General features: G+C 61.9%; 29 protein-coding genes and 1 tRNA gene. 26 read left to right on the top strand and 4 right to left on the bottom strand.

What is annotated here, in order from left to right:
* The first annotated feature begins 127 nt into the window (after positions 1-127).
* The 3 genes from fusA to rpsJ all read left to right on the top strand — a co-directional run bounded on the left by fusA (position 128) and on the right by rpsJ (position 4,000).
* A complete protein-coding gene (fusA, locus tag ACEN9H_RS28445; RefSeq protein WP_056128506.1) occupies positions 128-2,233 on the top strand; it encodes an elongation factor G in 2,106 nt (701 codons plus the stop codon).
* A gap of 78 nt (positions 2,234-2,311) precedes the next feature.
* Complete coding sequence (gene tuf, locus ACEN9H_RS28440) at positions 2,312-3,502, top strand: elongation factor Tu (protein WP_160406738.1); 1,191 nt, start codon at positions 2,312-2,314, stop codon at positions 3,500-3,502.
* 180 nt (positions 3,503-3,682) lie between these two features.
* Entirely contained in the window at positions 3,683-4,000 is a 318-nt protein-coding gene (gene rpsJ / locus ACEN9H_RS28435; RefSeq protein ID WP_005663509.1) for a 30S ribosomal protein S10, read from the top strand.
* A 212-nt stretch (positions 4,001-4,212) separates the two neighbouring features.
* Here rpsJ and ACEN9H_RS28430 read toward each other — a convergent pair whose 3' ends face one another.
* Entirely contained in the window at positions 4,213-5,568 is a 1,356-nt protein-coding gene (locus ACEN9H_RS28430; protein ID WP_371765287.1) for an 8-oxoguanine deaminase, read from the bottom strand.
* A 77-nt stretch (positions 5,569-5,645) separates the two neighbouring features.
* Positions 5,646-6,998 carry a nucleobase:cation symporter-2 family protein gene (locus ACEN9H_RS28425; protein WP_413672910.1) on the bottom strand — a complete coding sequence of 451 codons (1,353 nt, stop codon included), beginning with the start codon at positions 6,996-6,998 and terminating at the stop codon, positions 5,646-5,648.
* A gap of 435 nt (positions 6,999-7,433) precedes the next feature.
* On the opposite strand from ACEN9H_RS28425, the gene ACEN9H_RS28420 reads away from it, so the two are divergent.
* Complete coding sequence (locus ACEN9H_RS28420) at positions 7,434-8,435, top strand: LacI family DNA-binding transcriptional regulator (RefSeq protein ID WP_056329184.1); 1,002 nt, start codon at positions 7,434-7,436, stop codon at positions 8,433-8,435.
* A 4-nt stretch (positions 8,436-8,439) separates the two neighbouring features.
* Here ACEN9H_RS28420 and ACEN9H_RS28415 read toward each other — a convergent pair whose 3' ends face one another.
* Together ACEN9H_RS28415 and ggpS are read right to left on the bottom strand one after the other, a co-directional pair.
* The gene (locus tag ACEN9H_RS28415) at positions 8,440-9,495 is read right to left on the bottom strand and encodes a mechanosensitive ion channel family protein (protein ID WP_056329187.1); all 1,056 of its coding nucleotides are present in this window, start codon (positions 9,493-9,495) and stop codon (positions 8,440-8,442) included.
* A 35-nt stretch (positions 9,496-9,530) separates the two neighbouring features.
* Positions 9,531-11,837, bottom strand: a complete 2,307-nt coding sequence (ggpS, locus tag ACEN9H_RS28410) for a glucosylglycerol-phosphate synthase (protein ID WP_056126489.1) — start codon at positions 11,835-11,837, stop codon at positions 9,531-9,533.
* Between the two features lie 346 nt (positions 11,838-12,183).
* On the opposite strand from ggpS, the gene ACEN9H_RS28405 reads away from it, so the two are divergent.
* The 22 genes from ACEN9H_RS28405 (at position 12,184) to secY (ending at position 22,963) form a co-directional block, all read left to right on the top strand.
* A tRNA-Val gene (locus ACEN9H_RS28405) sits at positions 12,184-12,260 on the top strand.
* A gap of 288 nt (positions 12,261-12,548) precedes the next feature.
* On the top strand, positions 12,549-13,205 hold the full coding sequence (rplC, locus tag ACEN9H_RS28400) for a 50S ribosomal protein L3 (RefSeq protein ID WP_036240330.1): 657 nt from the start codon (positions 12,549-12,551) through the stop codon (positions 13,203-13,205).
* A gap of 3 nt (positions 13,206-13,208) precedes the next feature.
* A complete protein-coding gene (rplD, locus tag ACEN9H_RS28395) occupies positions 13,209-13,829 on the top strand; it encodes a 50S ribosomal protein L4 (protein WP_056126492.1) in 621 nt (206 codons plus the stop codon).
* Entirely contained in the window at positions 13,826-14,143 is a 318-nt protein-coding gene (gene rplW, locus ACEN9H_RS28390; protein ID WP_036240333.1) for a 50S ribosomal protein L23, read from the top strand. Before rplD ends, rplW begins: the two co-directional genes overlap by 4 nt.
* Positions 14,143-14,970, top strand: a complete 828-nt coding sequence (rplB, locus tag ACEN9H_RS28385) for a 50S ribosomal protein L2 (protein WP_036240335.1) — start codon at positions 14,143-14,145, stop codon at positions 14,968-14,970. The genes rplW and rplB overlap by 1 nt, the downstream gene beginning before the upstream one ends.
* 9 nt (positions 14,971-14,979) lie before the next feature.
* The gene (rpsS, locus tag ACEN9H_RS28380) at positions 14,980-15,255 is read left to right on the top strand and encodes a 30S ribosomal protein S19 (RefSeq protein ID WP_036240336.1); all 276 of its coding nucleotides are present in this window, start codon (positions 14,980-14,982) and stop codon (positions 15,253-15,255) included.
* On the top strand, positions 15,252-15,584 hold the full coding sequence (gene rplV, locus ACEN9H_RS28375; protein ID WP_179966292.1) for a 50S ribosomal protein L22: 333 nt from the start codon (positions 15,252-15,254) through the stop codon (positions 15,582-15,584). Before rpsS ends, rplV begins: the two co-directional genes overlap by 4 nt.
* A gap of 11 nt (positions 15,585-15,595) precedes the next feature.
* Positions 15,596-16,390 carry a 30S ribosomal protein S3 gene (rpsC, locus tag ACEN9H_RS28370; RefSeq protein ID WP_036240339.1) on the top strand — a complete coding sequence of 265 codons (795 nt, stop codon included), beginning with the start codon at positions 15,596-15,598 and terminating at the stop codon, positions 16,388-16,390.
* Between the two features lie 2 nt (positions 16,391-16,392).
* Positions 16,393-16,812 (top strand): 50S ribosomal protein L16, encoded by a 420-nt coding sequence (gene rplP, locus ACEN9H_RS28365; protein WP_005663456.1) that lies wholly within the window; start codon positions 16,393-16,395, stop codon positions 16,810-16,812.
* Between the two features lie 12 nt (positions 16,813-16,824).
* Positions 16,825-17,016, top strand: coding sequence for a 50S ribosomal protein L29 (gene rpmC, locus ACEN9H_RS28360; protein WP_036240341.1), 192 nt, complete (start codon positions 16,825-16,827; stop codon positions 17,014-17,016).
* The gene (rpsQ, locus tag ACEN9H_RS28355) at positions 17,013-17,285 is read left to right on the top strand and encodes a 30S ribosomal protein S17 (protein ID WP_036240344.1); all 273 of its coding nucleotides are present in this window, start codon (positions 17,013-17,015) and stop codon (positions 17,283-17,285) included. The genes rpmC and rpsQ overlap by 4 nt, the downstream gene beginning before the upstream one ends.
* Before the next feature lie 254 nt (positions 17,286-17,539).
* Entirely contained in the window at positions 17,540-17,908 is a 369-nt protein-coding gene (gene rplN, locus ACEN9H_RS28350; RefSeq protein ID WP_056126494.1) for a 50S ribosomal protein L14, read from the top strand.
* A gap of 10 nt (positions 17,909-17,918) precedes the next feature.
* Positions 17,919-18,233 carry a 50S ribosomal protein L24 gene (rplX, locus tag ACEN9H_RS28345; RefSeq protein ID WP_036240348.1) on the top strand — a complete coding sequence of 105 codons (315 nt, stop codon included), beginning with the start codon at positions 17,919-17,921 and terminating at the stop codon, positions 18,231-18,233.
* A gap of 6 nt (positions 18,234-18,239) precedes the next feature.
* Entirely contained in the window at positions 18,240-18,779 is a 540-nt protein-coding gene (gene rplE / locus ACEN9H_RS28340; protein WP_036240349.1) for a 50S ribosomal protein L5, read from the top strand.
* 4 nt (positions 18,780-18,783) lie between these two features.
* On the top strand, positions 18,784-19,089 hold the full coding sequence (gene rpsN, locus ACEN9H_RS28335; protein ID WP_056126496.1) for a 30S ribosomal protein S14: 306 nt from the start codon (positions 18,784-18,786) through the stop codon (positions 19,087-19,089).
* Positions 19,090-19,103: 14 nt separating this feature from the next.
* A complete protein-coding gene (gene rpsH / locus ACEN9H_RS28330) occupies positions 19,104-19,499 on the top strand; it encodes a 30S ribosomal protein S8 (protein WP_036240352.1) in 396 nt (131 codons plus the stop codon).
* Between the two features lie 10 nt (positions 19,500-19,509).
* Positions 19,510-20,043 carry a 50S ribosomal protein L6 gene (rplF, locus tag ACEN9H_RS28325; RefSeq protein ID WP_056126497.1) on the top strand — a complete coding sequence of 178 codons (534 nt, stop codon included), beginning with the start codon at positions 19,510-19,512 and terminating at the stop codon, positions 20,041-20,043.
* A gap of 12 nt (positions 20,044-20,055) precedes the next feature.
* Entirely contained in the window at positions 20,056-20,418 is a 363-nt protein-coding gene (gene rplR, locus ACEN9H_RS28320) for a 50S ribosomal protein L18 (RefSeq protein WP_036240357.1), read from the top strand.
* Between the two features lie 12 nt (positions 20,419-20,430).
* Positions 20,431-20,949, top strand: coding sequence for a 30S ribosomal protein S5 (gene rpsE / locus ACEN9H_RS28315; protein WP_036240359.1), 519 nt, complete (start codon positions 20,431-20,433; stop codon positions 20,947-20,949).
* A gap of 11 nt (positions 20,950-20,960) precedes the next feature.
* Positions 20,961-21,140 (top strand): 50S ribosomal protein L30, encoded by a 180-nt coding sequence (gene rpmD / locus ACEN9H_RS28310; protein ID WP_036240361.1) that lies wholly within the window; start codon positions 20,961-20,963, stop codon positions 21,138-21,140.
* Positions 21,141-21,167: 27 nt separating this feature from the next.
* Complete coding sequence (gene rplO / locus ACEN9H_RS28305) at positions 21,168-21,599, top strand: 50S ribosomal protein L15 (protein WP_036240364.1); 432 nt, start codon at positions 21,168-21,170, stop codon at positions 21,597-21,599.
* Between the two features lie 29 nt (positions 21,600-21,628).
* Positions 21,629-22,963 carry a preprotein translocase subunit SecY gene (gene secY / locus ACEN9H_RS28300; RefSeq protein ID WP_056126499.1) on the top strand — a complete coding sequence of 445 codons (1,335 nt, stop codon included), beginning with the start codon at positions 21,629-21,631 and terminating at the stop codon, positions 22,961-22,963.
* Positions 22,964-22,971: the final 8 nt, after the last annotated feature.

Below are 22,971 nucleotides of genomic sequence, written 5' to 3'. Positions count from 1 at the left end.
CCCAATCGCTTCGGGGGCAGAACGCCTCCGGGGTGGTGCGGCCATGCAGTATCCGTTGTTCAGGCCGAGCTCATTTTGATCACCAGAATGCTGCTCGGTTTTGTCCATTCAAAAGTTAGGAAAATTTATGGCACGCACTACCCCTATTGAGCGCTACCGTAACATCGGTATCTCCGCTCACATCGACGCCGGTAAGACGACGACCACCGAGCGCATCCTGTTCTACACCGGTGTCAACCACAAGATCGGTGAAGTGCACGACGGTGCAGCCACCATGGACTGGATGGAGCAGGAGCAAGAGCGCGGCATCACCATTACCTCGGCAGCGACGACCTGCTTCTGGAAGGGTATGGCCAACAACTTCGAGCCGCACCGCTTCAACATCATCGATACCCCGGGCCACGTCGACTTCACCATCGAGGTGGAGCGTTCGATGCGCGTCCTGGACGGCGCCTGCATGGTTTACTGTGCAGTCGGCGGCGTGCAGCCGCAGTCGGAAACCGTGTGGCGTCAGGCTAACAAGTACAAAGTCCCGCGTCTGGCATTCGTCAACAAGATGGACCGTACCGGCGCGAACTTCTTCAAGGTGTACGAGCAGATGCGTGCCCGCCTGAAGGCCAACCCGATCCCGCTGCAGATCCCCATCGGCGCCGAAGACAACTTCAAGGGCGTGGTCGACCTGGTCAAGATGCAGGCGATCTATTGGGACGACGCGTCCCAGGGCATGAAGTTCGACTACCGCGAGATCCCGGCCGAGCTGGTCGATCAAGCCAACGAATGGCGCGAAAAACTGGTCGAGACCGCTGCTGAAGCGTCGGAAGACCTGATGAACAAGTACCTCGAAGAGGGCGAGCTGACCGAAGCCGAGATCAAGCAGGCACTGCGCCAGCGCACCATCGCTTCGGAAATCGTTCCGATGATGTGCGGCACCGCCTTCAAGAACAAGGGCGTGCAGGCCATGCTGGACGCGGTCATCGAGTACCTGCCGTCGCCGGTCGACATTCCGCCGGTCAGCGGTACCGACGAGGACGACCAGCCGGTCACCCGTACGGCATCGGACGACGAGAAATTTGCCGCGCTGGCATTCAAGATCATGACCGACCCGTTCGTCGGCCAGCTGATCTTCTTCCGCGTGTACTCGGGCGTCATCAAGTCGGGCGACACCGTGTTCAACCCGATCAAGGGCAAGAAAGAACGCGTCGGCCGTATTCTGCAGATGCACGCGAACCAGCGCGAAGAGATCAAGGAAGTCCGTGCAGGCGACATCGCCGCTGCCGTGGGCCTGAAAGAAGCGACCACCGGTGAAACGCTGTGCGACCCGGCTGCTCCGATCATCCTGGAAAAGATGGTATTCCCGGAGCCGGTGATCCAGCAGGCCGTCGAGCCGAAAACCAAGGCCGACCAGGAAAAGATGGGCCTGGCACTGAACCGTCTGGCTCAGGAAGACCCGTCGTTCCGCGTGCGCACCGACGAAGAATCGGGCCAGACCATCATCGGTGGTATGGGCGAGCTGCACCTGGAGATTATCGTCGACCGTATGAAGCGTGAATTCGGCGTGGAAGCGACCGTCGGCAAGCCGCAGGTTGCTTACCGCGAAACGATCCGCAAATCGGTCAGCGACGTCGAAGGCAAGTTCGTCAAGCAGTCGGGTGGTCGTGGTCAGTACGGTCACGCCGTGCTGTCGATCGAACCGCAGGAACCGGGCAAAGGCTTCGAGTTCATCGACGCGATCAAGGGTGGTGTGATTCCGCGTGAATTCATCCCGGCAGTCGAGAAGGGTGTGCGCGAGACGCTGTCGAGCGGCGTGATGGCCGGCTATCCGGTGGTCGACGTGAAAGTCACGCTGACCTTCGGTTCGTACCACGACGTGGACTCGAACGAAAACGCGTTCCGCATGGCCGGTTCGATGGCATTCAAGGAAGGCTGCCGTCGCGCCAACCCGGTCATCCTCGAGCCGATGATGGCCGTGGAAGTCGAGACGCCGGAAGACTACGCCGGTACCGTGATGGGCGACCTGTCGTCCCGCCGCGGTATGGTGCAGGGCATGGACGAAATCCCGGGCGGCGGCGGCAAGATCATCAAGGCCGAAGTCCCGCTGTCGGAAATGTTCGGTTACTCGACCGTGCTGCGTTCGGCAACCCAGGGTCGTGCGACCTACACGATGGAATTCAAGCACTATGCTGAAGCACCGAAGCATGTGATGGACGCCATCGTGACGGCTAAAGCCAAGTAATACAGACCAACAAGCCCGGTGGTACCCCATCGGGCTTGAACAAAAACTAGATAATTGTTCTTTTAAAGGAAGATCAAAATGGCAAAGGAAAAATTCGAACGGACCAAGCCGCACGTGAACGTCGGCACGATCGGTCACGTTGACCACGGCAAAACCACCCTGACGGCTGCTATCGCAACCGTCCTGTCGAAGAAATTCGGCGGTGAAGCCAAGGCCTACGACCAGATCGACGCGGCTCCGGAAGAAAAAGCACGCGGCATCACCATCAACACCGCGCACGTCGAGTACGAAACGGCCAACCGCCACTACGCACACGTCGACTGCCCGGGCCACGCCGACTACATCAAGAACATGATCACCGGCGCAGCGCAGATGGACGGCGCGATCCTGGTGTGCTCCGCTGCTGACGGCCCGATGCCGCAGACCCGCGAACACATCCTGCTGGCTCGCCAGGTGGGTGTTCCGTACATCATCGTGTTCCTGAACAAGTGCGACCTGGTCGACGACGCAGAACTGCTGGAACTGGTCGAAATGGAAGTGCGCGAACTGCTGTCGAAGTACGAGTTCCCGGGCGACGACCTGCCGATCATCAAGGGTTCGGCTCGTATGGCGCTGGAAGGCCAGCAGGGCGAAATGGGCGAAGACTGCATCATCCGCCTGGCTGAAGCTCTGGACACCTACATCCCGACCCCGGAACGTGCCGTTGACGGCGCCTTCCTGATGCCGGTGGAAGACGTGTTCTCGATCTCGGGCCGCGGTACCGTGGTGACCGGTCGTGTCGAGCGCGGCATCATCAAGGTCGGCGAAGAGATCGAAATCGTCGGTATCGTCGATACGGTCAAGACCACCTGCACCGGCGTGGAAATGTTCCGCAAGCTGCTGGACCAGGGTCAAGCTGGCGACAACGTCGGCCTGCTGCTGCGCGGTACCAAGCGTGAAGACGTCCAGCGTGGCCAGGTCCTGGCCAAGCCGGGTTCGATCAAGCCGCACACCGACTTCACGGGCGAAGTGTACGTCCTGTCGAAGGACGAAGGTGGCCGTCACACCCCGTTCTTCAACAACTACCGTCCGCAGTTCTACTTCCGTACGACTGACGTGACCGGCTCTATCGTTCTGCCGGCCGACAAAGAGATGGTCATGCCGGGCGACAACGTGTCGATCACCGTCAAGCTGATCGCTCCGATCGCGATGGAAGAAGGTCTGCGCTTCGCAATCCGCGAAGGCGGCCGTACCGTCGGCGCCGGCGTGGTTGCCAAGATCATCGCTTGATTTAGCGATCATCCAAGTAGTCGCAATACGACAGAAGGGGCAGGACGCAAGTTCTGTCCCTTCTGTTTGAGCAGTAAGGGATAAAACGGTGTTATACTGCCGTCCCCTCCGCAGTACACGCAGTACCTGACACATGATTGCCGGCCCGTGTGCCGGTTCGTTCTTTTTTAAGGAAATAGCATGTCCGCTCCGAATCAGAAAATCCGTATCCGCCTGAAAGCGTTCGACTACAAGCTGATCGACCAGTCCGCCCTGGAAATCGTCGACACCGCCAAGCGCACCGGCGCAGTCGTCAAGGGCCCGGTTCCGCTGCCGACCCGCATCCAGCGTTTCGACGTGCTGCGTTCCCCGCACGTCAACAAGACCTCGCGCGACCAGTTCGAAATCCGTACGCACCAGCGTCTGATGGACATCGTGGACCCGACCGACAAGACCGTCGACGCGCTGATGAAGCTGGACCTGCCGGCTGGCGTTGACGTCGAAATCAAGCTGCAGTAATCGTATCAAGCGCCACGGCGGCCCTGCCGCCGGCGCATGCAAAACGGCCCATCTACTTCGCGGTAGATGGGCCGTTTGCTTTTGCACGTCATCCCCGCGAAAGCGGGGACCCATGCTGAAGATACGAAGTCGAAATTGAAGCGCATTGCGGCGTTTCCGACATACTGAATTCTGCCGCTCTGCATGGTTTCCCGCTTTCGCGGGAACGACGACTAGGCCAGCGCCAACTCCTCCGCCAACCGGTTATGCCGCTCCAGCACGACCGGCAGGTCGACCGTCCTCAACACGCCATCCTTCACGACGACCCTGCCGTTGATGACGCTGTGATTGACGTTGGCCGGCGTGCAGAACACGAGCGCCGCCACCGGGTCGTGCAGCGCGCCCGCGAAGCCCACGCCATCCAGCTTGAACATGACGACATCCGCCGACATGCCCGGCGCGATGCTGCCGATGTCGTCGCGATTCAGCACTTTCGCGCCGCCCAGCGTGGCGAGTTCCAGCGCCTGGCGCGCGGTCATCGCATCCGGACCGAAGCCCACGCGCTGCAGCAGCATCGCCTGGCGTACTTCGCCGAGCATGTGCGCGCCGTCGTTCGACGCGCTGCCGTCCACGCCGAGGCCCACGGGCACGCCGGCGTCGACCATCTTGCGCACGGGCGCAATGCCGGACGCGAGGCGCATGTTCGAGCACGGGCAGTGCGCGACGCCGGTGCCGGTCCGCGCGAACAGGCCGATGCCCGCATCGTCCAGCTGCACGCAGTGCGCGTGCCACACGTCGTGGCCGACCCAGCCGCAGTCTTCCGCATATTCGGCCGGCGTCATCGCGAATTTCTCGCGGCTGTACGCGATGTCGTTGACGTTTTCCGCGAGGTGCGTGTGCAGCGACACGCCGTGGCTGCGCGCCAGCAGCGCCGCTTCCTTCATCAGGTCGCGCGACACGGAGAACGGCGAGCAGGGCGCCACGACGATCCGCTGCATCGCGTGGCGCGACGCGTCGTGGTACGTTTCGATGAGCCGCTGCGTGTCCTTCAGGATCGCCGCCTCGTCTTCCACGACGCTGTCCGGCGGCAGGCCGCCTTTCGAGCGGCCCACGCTCATCGCGCCGCGCGCCGCGTGGAAGCGCATGCCGATGGTGTGCGCCGCTTCGATGCTGTCGTCGAGGCGGCAATCGTTCGGGTAGATGTACAGGTGGTCGCTGCTCGTCGTGCAGCCCGACAGGATCAGTTCCGCCATCGCGGTGAGCGTCGACACGTGGACCATCTCGCCCGTCAGGTTCGCCCACACGGGGTACAGGTTCGTCAGCCAGTTGAAGAGTTCGCCGTCCTGCGCGGCCGGGATGACGCGCGTGAGGCTCTGGTACATATGATGGTGCGTGTTGACGAGGCCGGGGATGACGACGTGGCCGGCCGCGTCGATCACCTCGTCGGCGTCCTGGGGGAGTGCGTCCGTCGTGCCCACGCTGACGATCACGTTGTCGCGGATGAAGACGGCACCGTCTTCGATTTCGCGGCGTTGCGCGTCCATCGTGACGAGGACGCGCGCATTCTTGATCAGGAGAGTTTTGCTCATAAGTTCCACTTTTTTAGATTTCAACACTGCGGAAACAATGCGCGGGCACTGCGGAAACAATGTCGGGAGTATCCCCGTCAGACCGCCTCCAGGTCTTTGACCAGCAGCGGCTGGGGGACGTCTTCTTCGTCGTCGTGGATTTCCACGGGACGGTTCGGCAGCACCAGGTTCAGCAGGACGGCCATGATGGCGCCCGTGCTGATGCCCGAGCCGAAGATTTCGTTCACGAACGACGGCAGCTTGGCCAACAGTTCCGGACGCACGCTGACGGCGAGCCCGCAGCCGATCGAGACGGCGATGATGAGGCCCGTGCGCTTGTCGTGCTCGACCTTGCCCAGCATTTGCACGCCGGCGGTAAGAATCATCGCGAACATCATGAGGCCCGCGCCGCCCAGTACGGGCTGCGGGATCGTGACGACGACGGCGCCCAGCACCGGGAACAGGCCGGCCAGCGCCAGCATCACGCCGGTGAGGGCGACGACGTGGCGGCTCGCGACACCGGTCAGCGAGATGACGCCCACGTTCTGCGCGAACGTCGACATCGGCGGCGCGCCCAGCGTCGAGGCGAATGCGGAGCCGACGCCGTCGCACAGCACGCCGCGCTTGAGCAGCGTGCCGCGCATCTTCGTTTCGGTCGCGGCGCCCAGCGCCATGAAGGTGCCGGTCGTTTCGACCATCGTCACGACATAGGCCAGGGCCATCGCGAAGATGCCGCTCGGCGGGAAGCTCATGCCGAAGTGCAGCGGCTGCGGCAGCGCGAACACGGCGGCCTTCTGCACGCTCGAGAAGTCGACGAGGCCCAGGCCCAGGCAGACGGCGTAGCCGATCGCGATGCCGATCACGATGGCGGAAGCGGAGATGATGCCCTTGCCGAACTGGACAAGCGCGACGACGATGGCCAGCACGAACAGCGCGATGCCCAGGTTCGCCGGCGCGCCGTAGTCCGCGCCCGGCGCCTTGCCGCCGGCCGCCCAGTCGACGGCGACGGGGACGAGCGACAGGCCGATCATCGTCACGACGACGGCCGTCACCTGGTGCGGGAACAGTTTGCGGATCTGCGGCATGAAGAAACTGCCGACGATCATGACGACGGAGCCGGCGAGCGACGAGCCGAGGATGCCCGCCACGCCATGCTCGAAACCGATGCTGATGGCCGCGCCGACGAAGGCGAAACTGGTGCCCATCACGCACGGCAGCCGGATGCCGACGGGGCCGATGCCCTTGCACTGGACGATCGTGACGATGCCCGAGCCCAGCAGCGCCGCGTTGACGAGCGCGACGACCTGGTCCGCGGGCAATTTGAGGATGGCGCCGACGACAAGCGGCACGGCGATGATGCCGCCGAGGGCGGCCAGCATGTGCTGGGCGGCGAGGAGGGTCGTGGTGATGAGAGGGGGGCGGTCGTCGACCTTGTACAGCAGATTGTTCATATGTGTCTCCGTCGAATGTTGTCCTGAACTGCGTCGGGTGGTTCGATGATTTCCGGACGGTGGAGACGGTGAACCACGGCAGGCAATCCGGGATCCGGATGCAACCGATTGCGACGTCTCCACAATGCTTGGGCCACTCTGCGGCGGCTTGTTTTCAAATCATGATGCCCCTGCATGCCGGCACTGTCAACGAATTTGTATACAGTTTCTATTGGCTAAGAAGTGGGTGAATCTGCTGTCTCACAGAGGGAAGGCGGGGATTTTTGGCGTCCTCTGTATACAATTTTTCAAGACCGTTTTGCGTGGAAATATCAGATCGACTGGCCGGCCACGGCCCTCTTGATAAGCCGGATAGCGACCTGATCTTGAAGAATGAACCCCGGGAGTTGTAATTACTGAAACACATCGGTAATAATCGCGCCTCAGGAGGAAGCGATGGCGACCATGAAACAGGTAGCGGAGCGTGCCGGGGTGTCGATCTCCACGGTCTCGCACGTGATCAACAACACGCGCGTCGTCAGCAACGACGTGCGCCAGCGCGTGCTCGGCATCATCGACGAGATGCGCTACATCCCCAGCGCCGTCGCCCGCAGCCTCAAGAACGACAAGACCCACACCATCGGCGTGCTCGTGCCGAACTCGTCCAATCCATACTTCGCCGAACTGATCCGCTGGATCGAGGACGCGGCGTTCGAGCTCGGCTACAACATCATCCTCTGCAACGCGCACGGCGGCGCACGGAAGCAGGCCGCCTATCTGCGGCTGCTGATGGAAAAGCGCATCGACGGCATGGTCCTCGTCGCCAGCGGCGCCGACGACGAACAGGATCTGTTGCTGCGCCATCAAGCCGTCCCGATCGTCCAGCTGGAACGGGCGCTGCCCGGGCTCGATGCGGACCTCGTCCTGGCCGGTCAGGAAGAGGGGGGCTACCAGGCCACGCGCCACCTGGTCGAACTGGGGCACCGCGAGATCGCCTGCGTGTCCGGCCCGGCCGACCTGCCGCGCACGCGCGAACGCGTCGGCGGCTTCCTGCGCGCGATGGCGGAGGCGGGGCTGGCGGTGGCGCCGGACCGCATCGTGCACGAGGAATTCACGAGCGCGGGCGGCCACGCGGCCTTTACGCGCCTGCTGGGCCAGACGCAACGCCCGACCGCCGTGTTCGTCACGAGCGACCTGATGGCGCTGGGCGGCCTGTGCGCCGCCGGTGCGGCCGGGGTGCGCGTGCCGGCGCAGTTGTCCGTGGTCGGCTATGACGATATCGCCGGCGCGGGCTATGCGCTGCCGCCGCTGACGACGGTGGCGCCGCCCAAGCGCGACATGGCGAATCTTGCGATCGAGCTATTGATCGATCGCATACGCGGCCAGTACGCGCCGCCGCGCAGCACGGCGCTGACCAGCACGCTCGTCGTGCGGGCGTCGACCGCGCCGCCGCAATGATCCGTCAGGTGGTCGCCGGCTCGCGCGCATCGTGCAGATGCAGCCGCTGCGTCGGAAACGCGAACTCGATCTCCAGCGCGGCGAAACGGTCCATCAGCTGCAGATAGATCTCCTGCTGGATGTCCATGTAGCGGACGTAATCCGCCGACTCCACCCAGTACACGACGTCGAAGTTCAGCGAGGGCGCCACCATGCCGGCGAAATGGGCGCGGTCGAACGTCACGCCTTCCTGCGCCTTGACGAGTTCCGTCAGCAGCGGCGGAATCAGGCGCAGCTTGTCCGTCGGCGTCTCGTACGCGACGGCGACCGTGAATACGACGCGGCGCCGGCTCATGCGCGTCATGTTCTGCAACCGGCTCTTGAGCAGGTCCGCGTTCGAGAACACGAGCTGCTCGCCGCCCAGGCTGCGCAGCCGGGTCGTCTTCAAACCCACGTATTCCACGGTGCCCAGGTATTTGTCGACGATGATGAAGTCGCCGACGACGAAGGGCTTGTCGAGCACGATGGACAGCGATGCGAACAGGTCGCCGAGGATGTTCTGGACGGCCAGTGCCACCGCGATACCGCCGATCCCCAGCGAGGCGACGAGCGTCGTGATGTTGACGCCGAGATTGTCCAGCACCATCAGCAGCAGCACGGTCCACAGCACGGTCTGCGCGATGAAGCCGACGGCCGCCGCCGACGTGGCGCGGGCCGGGTCGTCGGCGCGATTCTGGTAATAGTCCGTCAGCCAGGCGCGCAGGGCGCGGTGGCCCCAGACGGCGGCCTGGATCAGGCCCGTGACGATGGCGGCCCGCGCCGCGAACAGATGTACCTCGGGCGGCAGTACGAGGAACTTGCTGCCCGCGAACAGGCCCATGATGACGATGGCCAGCAGCCGCGTGCCGTCGAGCGCTTCGACGGCAATGTCGTCCAGCCGCGTCTCCGTGCGCTCGGCCAGCTTGCGCAAGTGGTGCACGCCCAGCTTCTTGGCGACGTACAGGGCCAGCGCGACGCCGGCCGCGATGCCGAGGGCCGTGAGCCAGGCCAGCGTCGTGTTATCGAAAAACACTACATTCATCCGATCATCCTTTCCGGTGGTTGCGGTGGGATTGCTCAGGCGGCTTCGGGCAATGCCTCGGTGCCGGCTGCCGCGTCGGCGACGGCGGCGAGGAACTCCCCGCCCCAGCGCGCGACGTCATGGTCGGCGACGATGGCGGCCATGCGCTCCGCGCGGTAGGCGGCCTCGTCGGGCCCCATTGTAATGGCGCGGTACAGCCTGTCCGTCATCGAATGCGCGTCGTAGGGATTCGTCAGCAGGGCGCCGTGCAGTTCGACCGCGGCGCCGGCGAATTCCGACAGGATCAATACGCCCGGCTTGCCGACCGCGTGGCGTGCCGCGATGTATTCCTTCGCGACGAGGTTCAGGCCGTCGCGCAGCGGCGTGATCCACGCGATGTCGCAGGCCGCGTAATGGGCCAGCACGGCCTCGAACGGCAGCGAGCGATAAAAATAGCGTACCGGCACCCAGTCCAGCGTCGAGAAACGCCCGTTGATCCGGCCCACCGTGCGGTCCAGTTCTTCGCGCAGCGTGTCGTAGATCTCCATGCCGGGCGCGGCGGGCGTGATGATGTTCAGCAGCGTGACCTTGCCCGCCAGCGCCGGATGCTGCTCCAGCAGGCGCTCGAACGCCTGCAGCTTTTCCAGCGACCCTTTTACGTAGTCCAGGCGCTCGATCGAGACGATGCCGGTGCGGCCGGCCAGGTAACCGTCGATTTCGGCGAGATCCGCCGCGACCTGCGGCGTCCGCATCAAGCGCCCGATCAGCGCGACGTCCGTGCCGACCGGATGGGCACCCAGCGCGACGCGGCGGCCGCCGGCCTCGATCGCCGTCGTCGTCGTGTCGACGCCCAGCGCGCAGCCATAGGTGAGGAAGCGGGGCGCGCACGGGGCGCTGGCGACGACCTCGACCGGCGCGCAGGAGCGGGCCGCATCGACGAAGTTCTCGACGTAGCGGGGGATGTGGAAGCCCACGTAGTCGCATTGCAGCAGGCTGGCGACGATGTCGCGGCGCCACGGCAGGATGTTGAAGACGTCGCTGGACGGGAAGGCGGTGTGGTGGAAGAACGCGATCTTCAGGTCCGGACGCAGCGGGCGCAGGAATGCGGGCACCATCCACAGGTTGTAGTCGTGCACCCAGACGGTGGCGCCTTCCGCCGCCTCGCGCGCGGCCTGCTCGGCGAACAGGCGGTTCACGTCGAGGTAGCGTTCCCAATGGTCCTGGCGGAATTCGGCGCGGTCCGGGAACGAGAAGATGATCGGCCAGAACGCCTCTTTCGAAAACTTTTTATAGAACAGGTCGATGTCCTCTTCGGTCAGCGCGATGCGCGCCGCCTGCAGGTTCGGATACTGCTCCGGATCGACGGCGACGTGGCTCGCAAAACCGTCCGGATCGCGCGAGTCCTGCTGCGACCACGCGACCCAGGACCCCGTGCGGCCGCCCGAAAACAGGCTCAGCAGGGTCGGCATGATGCCGTTCGGGCTTTTCGGGCGGCGCCGCACGGCCACGCCATCCTCGACCGCCTCGTCGAACGGCAGCCGGTGGTAGACCATCACGAGTTCGGCCTTGCCGGGCAGGTGCGCGACCTCCGCCGTGCCCGCGTGATGCGCGCGCAGGCCGTGGTGGGCGAGGCCGTCGAGGATGCCGCCGCAGCCGGCGTTTTCCGCGATGAACACGCTGGGCATGCGGCGCACGCGCGCGACGAGCGCGGGCTCCGCGCCGCCCACGACCACGCCGCGCAAGCCCGTCTCGAACAGCGACAGGTCGTTCAGGGTGTCACCCGCGACGACGACGTGGGCCGGGTCGAAGCCGGCCGCATCGATCAGCCGGCGCAGCGCGGGACCCTTGCCGACGCCGCGCGGCAGCACGTCCAGGTAGCGCCCGGCGGAGAACAGCAGCTCGCAGCCGAGCGCCTGCACCGTGCTGCGCAGCGCCGGCGTGACGGCACCCTCGGGCGCGATGAACGAGCAGCGCCGCTCTTGCGGCACGCTCTGGCGTTCCAGCTGCGGAAAGCCGGCCAGCGCCTTCAGCACGGCCTGGCTGCCGGGCCAGCGCGCCGCGATCTCATGGTGCAGCGGTTCGACGGGACGCAGGTTGCCGTGCACGATAGTGGCGCCCACGTCGGCGATGATGTAGTCGGGCGTGGGAATGGTCGGATCGGCCAGCAGGGGCATCACGGATTCCAGTCCGCGGCCCGTGACGAACACGAGCGTGGCACCTTCCAGGCCGCCGCCGAACAGCTCGCGCACTCTCCGGCGCGCTTCCTGCGGGCCGGCCAGCAGGGTGCCGTCGAGGTCGGTGGCGAGCACGAGCTTGCGCGGATCGAGGTGAGGGGTACGGGAACGGAAAGGCAATGCGGTCATGGTCATCCTTGTCGAGCGATGTCCGCCACGCGGCCCGCTCGAGCGCGGACGTGGCAGGGAGTGAGGCGTGCAGGGCCGCGGCCGGTGGCCGGGTGCGCGCGCAGGAAAGCGGATGCGGCTTGGCATCCACGCGACGGGGACGGACGGTGAGCTTGAAACGGGGCGCCAGCGTGAGGATTGTATTTATGGTGTGAGACGGCGCTCGTCCCCGGTGGAACCCGTCAAGGATAACATTGCAAAATAACATCGACAACCCGTGAGACGTTTGCACCGAATCACGGAATGACGAGTTTTTTGGATTGGGTATTGCGCTTTGCTAAAACATCCTCGTATAATGCGGCTCCCCGGGCGGTTAGTTCAGCTGGTTAGAATACTTGGTCGACATCCAAGGGGTCGCAGGTTCGAATCCTGCACCGCCCACCAGAATTCCTCCATATCGCAGGCCTCGAGCCTGTAGAGAAAAGATGCCAAGGTGTCTTTTCTGTGCCGTTCAGCTTGAACGGATTCTCTGATCTCCACGACTCTAGCGTAAAGCGCAACAGGCCGCGTCAGCTTCGCATTTTCCTGTTGCGTCCATCCGTTGCGCGCGCTATACTAGCCGGCTTCGGTGTGGGCCTATCTTTTTTTGGCCCACGCGTTTAAGAGGAAGTTTTTTTAAAACTTCCGATAGTCAACTAGCCCCGCCCAATCGTAGGTGGGAATGGAGAAAAAATGAGCCTGGGCCTTCTCGGTCGCAAGGTTGGCATGATGCGCATCTTCACGGACGACGGCGATTCGATTCCCGTCACCGTGCTGGACGTGTCGAACAACCGTGTTGCGCAAATCAAAACTCCTGAAACTGATGGTTATGCCGCAGTTCAGGTCGTCTTCGGTCAACGTCGCGCTTCCCGCGTGAACAAGGCCGCTGCCGGTCACTACGCCAAAGCTGGCGTCGAAGCTGGCACGATGCTGAAGGAATTCCGCGTCGAAGCCGCTCAAGCCGCTGGTTTCAAAGCTGGCGACGCAGTCAACGTCTCGCTGTTCGAAGTGGGCCAGAAGATCGACGTGCAAGGCACCTCGATCGGTAAAGGCTACGCCGGTACCATCAAGCGTTACAACTTCTCGTCGGGCCGCGCCACCCACGGTAACTCGCGTTCGCACAACGTGCCGGGTTCCATCGGTATGGCACAGGATCCGGGCCGTGTGTTCCCGGGTAAGCGCATGACCGGTCACATGGGTGATGTCACTGTCACCACCCAGAACCTGGAAATCGCCCGTATCGACGCCGAGCGTCAACTGCTGCTGGTTAAGGGTGCCGTTCCTGGCGCCAAGAACGGTCAAGTGATCGTCAAGCCGGCAGTCAAAGTCAAAGCCAAGAAAGGAGCGTAAGAGATGGAACTGAAGCTCCTGAATGAGCAAGGTCAAGCTGGCGCCGCAGTCAACGCCGCCGACACCGTGTTCGGCCGTGACTACAACGAAGCCCTGATCCACCAGATCGTGGTCGCCTACGCCGCCAACGCGCGCTCGGGCAACCGCAAGCAGAAGGATCGTGAAGAAGTCTCCCACACGACCAAGAAGCCGTGGCGTCAAAAAGGTACGGGCCGTGCTCGTGCCGGTATGTCGTCGTCGCCGCTGTGGCGCGGTGGTGGTCGTATCTTCCCGAACTCGCCGGACGAGAACTTCTCGCACAAGGTCAACAAGAAGATGCATCGCGCAGGTATCTGCTCGATCTTCTCGCAGCTGGCCCGCGAAGACCGCCTGAGCGTCATCGAGAACCTGACCGTCGAAGCACCGAAGACCAAGCTGCTGTCGCAAAAGCTGCAGGGCATGGGTCTGGACTCGGTCCTGGTGATCACCGACACCATCGATGAAAACCTGCTGCTGGCATCGCGCAACCTGCCGAACGTGCTGGTTGTCGAGCCGAAGCACGCCGACCCGATGTCGCTGGTGTTCTACAAGAAAGTCCTGGTCACCAAAGCTGCTCTGGCCAAGATCGAGGAGATGTACGCATGAGCGCCGCAATCAAATTCAGCGAAGAGCGCCTGATGAAGGTGCTGCTGGCTCCGGTCATTTCCGAAAAGGCGACCTTCGTCGCGGAAAAGAACGAACAGATCGTGTTCAAGGTCCTGCCGGACGCGACCAAGCCGGAAATCAAAGCCGCCGTCGAGCTGCTGTTCAAAGTCGAAGTGGAATCGGTGCAGACCGTGAACCGCGAAGGCAAGCAGAAGCGTTCGGGCCGTTTCACCGGTCGCCGCAACCACACCAAGCGCGCTTTCGTGGCCCTGAAGCCGGGCCAGGAAATCAATTTTGTCGAGGAGGCTAAATAATGGCACTCGTTAAGATGAAGCCAACCTCCCCAGGCCGCCGCGGCATGGTGAAGGTTGTGAACGCCGACCTGTACAAGGGTCGTCCGTTTGCAGCCCTGGTTGAGAAGAAATCGAAGACCGCTGGCCGTAACAACAACGGTCACATCACCACCCGCCACATCGGCGGTGGCCACAAGCACCACTACCGCGTGGTCGACTTCAAGCGCAACAAGGACGGTATCCCGGCCAAGGTCGAGCGCATTGAATACGACCCGAACCGCAGCGCGCACATCGCTCTGGTGTGCTACGCCGACGGTTTCCGCGCGTACATCATCGCCACCAAAGGCATGGCCGTGGGCGATACCGTCATGAACGGCTCGGAAGCGCCGATCAAGTCGGGTAACTGCCTGCCGATCCGTAACATCCCGGTCGGCACCACCATGCACTGCGTCGAAATGCTGCCGGGTAAGGGTGCCCAGATGGCCCGTACCGCAGGCGCCGGCGTCGTGCTGATGGCTCGCGAAGGTACCTACGCTCAGGTTCGCCTGCGTTCGGGTGAAGTGCGCCGCGTGCACATCGAGTGCCGCGCAACGGTTGGCGAAGTCGGCAACGGCGAGCACAACCTGCGCAAGATCGGTAAAGCCGGTGCAATGCGCTGGCGCGGTGTCCGCCCGACCGTTCGCGGTGTGGTGATGAACCCGATCGACCACCCGCACGGTGGTGGTGAAGGTCGTACGGCTGCCGGTCGTCATCCGGTGTCGCCATGGGGCCAGCAGACGAAGGGCAAGAAGACGCGTTCGAACAAGCGCACGTCGTCGATGATCGTCTCGCGCCGCGGCAAGAAATAAGGATAAGACATGACTCGTTCATTGAAAAAAGGGCCGTTCATTGACGCCCACCTGGTGAAAAAAGTCGAAGCCGCGCAAGCGAACAAAGACAAAAAGCCGGTCAAAACCTGGTCGCGCCGCTCGACGATCACCCCGGACTTCATCGGTCTGACGATCGCCGTCCACAACGGTAAAGTGCACGTGCCGGTGTACGTGTCCGAGAACATGGTGGGTCACAAGCTGGGCGAATTCGCCCTGACCCGCACGTTCAAGGGCCACGCCGCTGACAAGAAGGCGAAGAAATAATGGAAACTAAAGCTATCCTCAAAGGCGTCCGCCTGTCGGAACAGAAAGGCCGCCTCGTCGCCGATCTGATCCGCGGCAAGAAAGTCGACGCCGCGCTGAACATCCTGCAGTTCAGCCCGAAAAAAGGCGCGACCATCATCAAGAAAGTGCTGGAGTCCGCAATCGCGAACGCCGAGCACAACGATGGTGCCGACATCGACGAACTGAAGGTCGTTCAGATCTATGTCGAAAAGGGCCCGATCCTCAAGCGCTTTACGGCACGTGCCAAAGGCCGCGGTGATCGCATTTCGAAACAATCCTGTCACATCTTCGTGACTGTCGGTAACTAAGGAGTCACACGATGGGTCAGAAAATCCACCCAACCGGCTTCCGCCTGGCGGTCACCCGTAACTGGGCATCGCGCTGGTACGCTGGCAACGGCAACTTCGCCGACATGCTGAAGGAAGACCTGGAAGCCCGCGCTTTCCTGAAGAAGAAACTGAAGAACGCCTCCGTCGGCCGCATCGTCATCGAGCGTCCGGCCAAGAACGCGCGCTTCACGATCTACTCGTCGCGTCCGGGCGTCGTCATCGGCAAGAAGGGCGAAGACATCGAAGTCCTGAAGTCGTCGCTGACGAAGATCATGGGCGTGCCGGTGCACGTCAATATCGAAGAGATCCGCAAGCCGGAAATCGACTCGCAGCTGATCGCCGATTCGATCGCCCAGCAGCTCGAAAAGCGCATCATGTTCCGCCGCGCGATGAAGCGCGCCATGCAGAACGCCATGCGTCTGGGCGCCGTCGGCATCAAGATCATGTCGTCGGGCCGCCTGAACGGCATCGAGATCGCACGTACCGAATGGTACCGCGAAGGCCGTGTGCCCCTGCACACCCTGCGCGCCGACATCGACTACGGCACCAGCGAAGCCTCGACCACGTACGGCATCATCGGCGTGAAAGTCTGGGTCTACAAGGGTGACCGTTCGCCGACCGGCGAAGCACCGGTGATCGACGTTCCGGCCGACGAGAAAAAGCCGCGCGGTCCGCGTCGTGACGATGGCAAACCGGCTGGCCGTGGCCGCCCGGGCGCCAAGCCAGGTACCGCACCCGCAGGCCGCCGTGCTGCCAAGCCGGCCGCTGAGAAAGCAGGAGAATAAGCATGCTGCAGCCATCCCGCAGAAAGTATCGTAAAGAGCAGAAAGGCCGCAACACCGGCATTTCGCACACCCGCGGCACCGCGGTCTCGTTCGGCGAATTCGGTCTGAAGGCAGTTGCCCGCGGCCGTATCACCGCACGCCAGATCGAAGCTGCACGTCGTGCCATGACCCGTCACATCAAGCGTGGCGGCCGTATCTGGATCCGTATCTTCCCGGACAAGCCGATCTCGAACAAGCCGGCTGAAGTCCGTATGGGTAACGGTAAAGGTAATCCGGAGTACTACGTGGCCGAGATCCAGCCGGGCAAGGTCCTGTACGAAATGGACGGCGTCGCTGAAGAACTGGCGCGCGAAGCCTTCCGTCTGGCTGCCGCCAAACTGCCGCTGGCGACGACGTTCGTCGTGCGTCAAGTCGGTCAATAACAGGAGTTAAGAATGAAAGCAACGGAACTCCGCGGCAAGGACCAGGCAGCTCTGCAACAAGAGCTGAATGAGCTGCTGAAGGCACAGTTCGGCCTGCGCATGCAAATCGCTACGCAGCAACTGACGAACACCGCCCAGCTCAAGAAGGTGCGCCGCGATATCGCGCGTGTCAAGACTGTGATGAACCAGAAGGAAGCCAAATGAACGACACCACTAAAACGGCGCTGAAGCGTACGCTGGTCGGCAAAGTCGTGTCCGACAAGATGGACAAGACGGTGACCGTGCTGATCGAACGTCACGTCAAGCACCCGCTGTACGGCAAGATCATCGTGCGTTCGAACAAGTATCACGCGCACGACGAGACCAACCAGGCGAAAATCGGCGACACCGTCGAGATCGCGGAAGGTCGCCCGATCTCGAAGACGAAGGCTTGGACCCTGACCAAAGTGCTGCAGGTCGCTCCGGTTCTGTAATGCCTGAAGGGGTGTTGTTACAACGCCTCTAAAATTTGTCTTGCGTGGCCCGCTGGTATGTGGAATACTAGCGGGCTTCGTTCATGTGTTGCCGCAGTTTGTCCTTCGGTAACTGCGGCCTGCAACGAACATTGGAAAGTCCAATCACCCAAACGTACGCGCTTGCAATGAGTGCGGACGGCGGGACCAAGACTGACCGCAGGCCTACGGTTTTCCGTGGGGTTTCTTCGGCTTAAGTTGGGAAAGAAAATATCATGATTCAAACCGAAAGCCGGCTCGAAGTGGCCGACAATACCGGTGCAAAAGAAGTTCTGTGCATCAAGGTATTGGGCGGCTCCAAGCGCCGTTACGCCAGCATTGGCGACGTGATCAAGGTCACCGTGAAGCAAGCTGCTCCGCGCGGCCGCGTCAAGAAAGGTGAAATCTACAACGCCGTGGTCGTGCGTACCGCTAAAGGTGTGCGCCGCCAGGACGGCTCCCTGGTGAAGTTCGACGGCAATGCCGCCGTCCTGCTGAACAGCAAGCTGGAGCCGATCGGTACCCGCATCTTCGGACCGGTGACGCGCGAACTGCGTACCGAGAAGTTCATGAAGATCGTGTCCCTGGCACCTGAAGTTCTGTAAGGGAGCAGCAATGGATAAGATTCGTAAAAACGACGAAGTCATCGTTCTGGCCGGTAAAGATAAAGGCAAGCGCGGTGTCGTTCAGCAGCGTGTAGATGCTGAGCACGTCATCGTCGAAGGCGTGAACGTGGCCAAGAAGGCCGTCAAGCCGAACCCGATGACCGGCGTAACTGGTGGTATCGTCGACAAGACCATGCCGATTCACGTGTCGAACGTCGCGCTGTTCAATGCAGCGACCGGCAAGGCTGATCGCGTTGGCTTCAAAGAAGTGGATGGCAAAAAAGTCCGCGTCTTCAAGTCGAACGGCGAAGTAGTGAAAGGGTAATTAGAAATGGCCCGTCTCCAACAAGTTTATAAAGACAAAGTCGTTGCCGAACTGACCGAAAAATTCGGTTACAAGTCGGTGATGGAAGTGCCGCGCCTGACCAAGATCACCCTGAACATGGGTCTGTCGGAAGCTGTCGCCGACAAGAAGATCATCGAGCACGCAACCGGCGACCTGACGAAGATCGCTGGCCAGAAGCCGGTCGTGACCAAGGCTCGCAAGGCAATCGCAGGTTTCAAGATCCGCGAAGGCTACCCGATCGGCACGATGGTGACCCTGCGTGGCGCCCGCATGTACGAATTCCTGGACCGTTTCATCACCGTGGCCCTGCCGCGCGTGCGTGACTTCCGTGGCGTCAGCGGCAAATCGTTCGATGGTCGCGGCAACTACAACATCGGCGTCAAAGAGCAGATCATCTTCCCGGAAATCGATTACGACAAGATCGATGCGCTGCGTGGCATGAACATCTCGATCACCACGACCGCTAAGACCGACGAAGAAGCCAAAGCGCTGCTCGCCGCATTCAAATTCCCGTTCCGGAACTAAGAACATGGCAAAACTTGCACTGATTAACCGCGAACAGAAGCGTGCAGACCTGGTGGAGAAATTCGCCGCAAAGCGTGCCGCTCTGAAAGCAATCATCGACGACCAGTCGAAGACCGAAGAAGAGCGTTACGAAGCACGCCTGAAGCTGCAGGCCCTGCCGCGTAACTCGGCCCCGACCCGCCAGCGTAACCGCTGCGCCATGACCGGCCGTCCTCGTGGCACTTTCCGTAAATTCGGTCTGGCCCGTATTAAACTCCGCGAATTCGCCATGAAAGGCGAAATCCCGGGTATGACCAAAGCTAGCTGGTAATAGGAGAATAAGCAATGAGTATGAGCGATCCTATCGCCGATATGCTGACCCGTATTCGCAACGCGCAAGGCGTGCAGAAGACCACCGTCGAAATGCCGTCGTCGAAGCTGAAAGTTGCGATTGCCAACGTCCTGAAGGATGAGGGTTACATCGAAGATTACGCCGTGTCCACCGAAGGTGGCAAGGCTGAACTGAAAATCGGTTTGAAGTACTACGTCGGCCGTCCGGTTATCGAGCGCATCGAGCGCGTCTCCCGTCCTGGCCTGCGCATCTACAAGGGCAAAGACGAGATCCCTCAGGTCATGAACGGCCTGGGTGTGGCAATCGTCTCGACCCCGAAGGGTGTGATGACCGACCGCAAAGCACGTGCTACCGGTGTCGGTGGCGAAGTGATTTGCTACGTGGCTTAAGGAGTAGACGATGTCTCGAGTAGCTAAGATGCCAATCGCCGTCCCGGCCGGTACCGATGTCGCGATCAACGCGTCGTCGATCACCGTCAAGGGCCCGCTGGGCACCCTGACCCAGCCGCTGAACGGCCTGGTCAAAGTGGAAAACAACAATGGCACGCTGACCTTTGACGTGATCGACGATTCGCGCGAATCGAACGCCATGTCGGGCACCCTGCGTGCACTGGTGAACAACATGGTGACCGGTGTCACCAAAGGTTTCGAAAAGCGCCTGACCCTGGTCGGCGTGGGTTACAAGGCCGCCGTCCAAGGCAACGCCCTGAACCTGTCGCTGGGCTTCTCGCACCCTGTGCTGCACGCGATGCCGGAAGGCGTCACCGCAGCGACCCCGACCCCGACCGAGATCCTGATCAAGGGTATCAACCGTCAACAGGTCGGCCAGGTTGCCGCAGAAGTGCGTGCTTACCGCTCGCCTGAGCCGTACAAAGGCAAGGGTGTCCGTTATGCGGACGAAGTGGTGAAGCTTAAAGAAACCAAGAAGAAATAATCGGAGCTGACGATGGACAAGAAAGAATCGCGTCTGCGTCGCGGACGCCAAACCCGCATCAAGATCGCGCAGTTGGGCGTGAACCGCCTGTCGGTGCACCGCACCAACCTGCACATCTATGCGAACCTGATCAGCCCGGATGCGAAGGTCCTGGTTTCGGCTTCGACGCTGGAAGCAGAAGTGCGCGCCGAGCTGGGCGGCAAGTCGGGTGCGGGCGGCAACGCCGCTGCAGCCGCACTGGTTGGCAAGCGCGTCGCAGAAAAAGCACTGAAAGCAGGGATCACCGAAGTCGCATTCGACCGTTCGGGTTTCCGTTACCACGGCCGTGTGAAGGCGCTGGCAGAAGCCGCGCGCGAAGCTGGTCTGAAGTTCTAAGGAAGAATCGTCATGGCAAAAATGCAAGCGAAAATGGCAAGCGACAAGCCGGATGATGGCATGCGCGAGAAAATGATCGCGATCAACCGCGTGACCAAAGTGGTCAAGGGTGGTCGTATCATGGGTTTTGCAGCGCTGACCGTTGTCGGTGACGGCGATGGCCGCATCGGCATGGGCAAAGGCAAGTCGAAGGAAGTTCCGGTCGGCGTGCAGAAAGCGATGGAAGAAGCCCGCCGCAACCTGATCAAGGTGCCCCTCAAGAACGGTACGCTGCAGCACAGCGTCACCGGCCGCCACGGCGCGTCGTACGTGATGATGTCGCCGGCCAAGCCGGGTACCGGCGTGATCGCAGGCGGCGCAATGCGCGCAATCTTCGAAGTCATGGGCGTGACCGACGTCGTCGCCAAGTCGACCGGTTCGTCGAACCCGTACAACCTGGTTCGCGCGACCCTCGACGGTCTGGCAAAAATGAGCACTCCGGCCGACATCGCTGCCAAGCGCGGCAAGTCGGTGGAAGAGATCCTGGGTTAAGGGGAACAACTATGGCAAACACCATCAAAGTCAAGCTGGTCAAAGGCCTGATCGGTACCCGCCAGGATCACCGCGCCACCGTGCGCGGTCTGGGTCTGCGTCGTGTCAACTCGGTTTCCGAGCTGCAGGACACCCCGGCGATCCGCGGCATGATCAACAAGGTCAACTACCTCGTGAAAATTGTCGACTAAGCTGCGGCTTGGTCAACGGAGAAAATAATGCAACTCAATACCATCCAACCCGCTGAAGGCGCGAAACACGCCAAGCGCCGCGTCGGTCGCGGTATCGGCTCGGGCCTGGGCAAGACCGCCGGCCGCGGTCACAAGGGTCAGAAGTCGCGTTCGGGCGGCTTCCACAAGGTCGGCTTCGAAGGCGGTCAAATGCCGCTGCAGCGCCGTCTGCCGAAGCGTGGCTTCAAGTCGCTGAACGCTACGTTCAAGGCTGAAGTGCGTCTGTCGGACCTGAACAACCTGGCCGTCGCCGACGTCGACGTCCTGGTGCTCAAGCAAGCCGGCGTGCTGCCGGTCGTCGCTCGCGACGTGCGCGTGATCCTGTCGGGCGAAATCACCAAAGCGGTGAACCTGAAAGGCATCAAGGCAACCGCTGGCGCGAAAGCAGCAATCGAAGCAGCTGGCGGCTCGGTCGCCTAAACGCGACCGCTGCCTGATCGGAGCAAAAATTGGCGACTAATTCACAACTTGGTAAAAGTGCTGCATCCGGTTTCCCCTGGGGCCGGTTGTGGTTCTTGCTTGGCGCATTGGTCGTGTACCGTATCGGAGCTCATATCCCGGTCCCCGGGATTGACCCGATCGCCATGGCCCAGCTGTTCAAGCAGAACGAGGGCGGCATTCTCGGCATGTTCAACATGTTCTCGGGCGGTGCCTTGTCTCGTTTTGCCGTGTTCGCACTTGGCATCACGCCGTACATTTCGGCTTCGATCATCATGCAGCTGGTGTCGATCGTCTCGCCGCAGATGGAAGCACTGAAGAAGGAGGGCGAGGCCGGCCGCCGCAAGATCACCCAGTACACCCGTTATTTCACGGTCGTGCTGGCTCTGTTCCAGGCGTTCGGCATCGCCGTCGCGCTCGAGGCGCAGCAAGGCCTCGTGATCGATCCGGGCATGGGCTTCCGCCTCGTGACCGTCGTGACCCTGCTGACCGGCACCATGTTCCTCATGTGGCTGGGCGAGCAGATCACCGAGCGTGGTCTTGGTAACGGTATCTCGATCATCATTTTTGCCGGTATCGCAGCAGGTCTGCCGGGCGCACTGAGTGGCTTGTTCACCCTGGTGTCGAACGGCTCGATCGGTAGCTTCTCCGCGATCATCATCGTGATTCTGGTAGCCCTGGTGACTTACGCTGTCGTGTTCGTCGAACGCGGTCAGCGCAAGATCCTGGTGAATTACGCGAAACGCCAGGTCGGTAACAAGATCTATGGTGGCCAAACCAGCCACCTGCCGCTGAAGCTGAACATGGCTGGGGTGATCCCGCCGATCTTCGCTTCGTCGATCATCCTGTTCCCGGCCACGATCGTCGACTGGTTCACGCGTGGCAAAGATGTCAACAGCCCCGTCGTCGGGTTCCTGAAAGACCTCGCTGCCTCGCTGAGCCCGGGCGAACCGATCCACGCGTTGCTGTATGCGGTGGCCATCGTGTTCTTCTGCTTCTTCTACACGGCGCTGGTATTCAACAGCAAGGAAACGGCGGACAACTTGAAGAAGAGCGGCGCGTTTGTACCGGGCATCCGTCCGGGCGAGCAGACCGCACGCTACATCGACAAGATCCTGATGCGCCTGACCCTGGCCGGTGCGGTCTATATCACGCTGGTGTGCCTGGTGCCGGAGTTCTTCCAGAGCCAGTGGAAAGTACCTTTCTACTTTGGCGGAACCTCGCTCCTGATCATCGTGGTCGTCACGATGGATTTCATGGCGCAGGTGCAGAACTACGTCATGTCGCAGCAATATGAATCGCTGCTGCGCAAGGCTAATTTCAAGGGCGGTATCCCGTCGCGTTGAGCGGCCGG

Origin of the sequence: Massilia cellulosiltytica (assembly GCF_047325105.1) — a bacterium.
Lineage (GTDB): Bacteria > Pseudomonadota > Gammaproteobacteria > Burkholderiales > Burkholderiaceae_D > Telluria > Telluria orientalis.
Note: the sequence above shows the minus strand (reverse complement) of the source record. Positions and strands in the feature narration are given on the sequence as shown.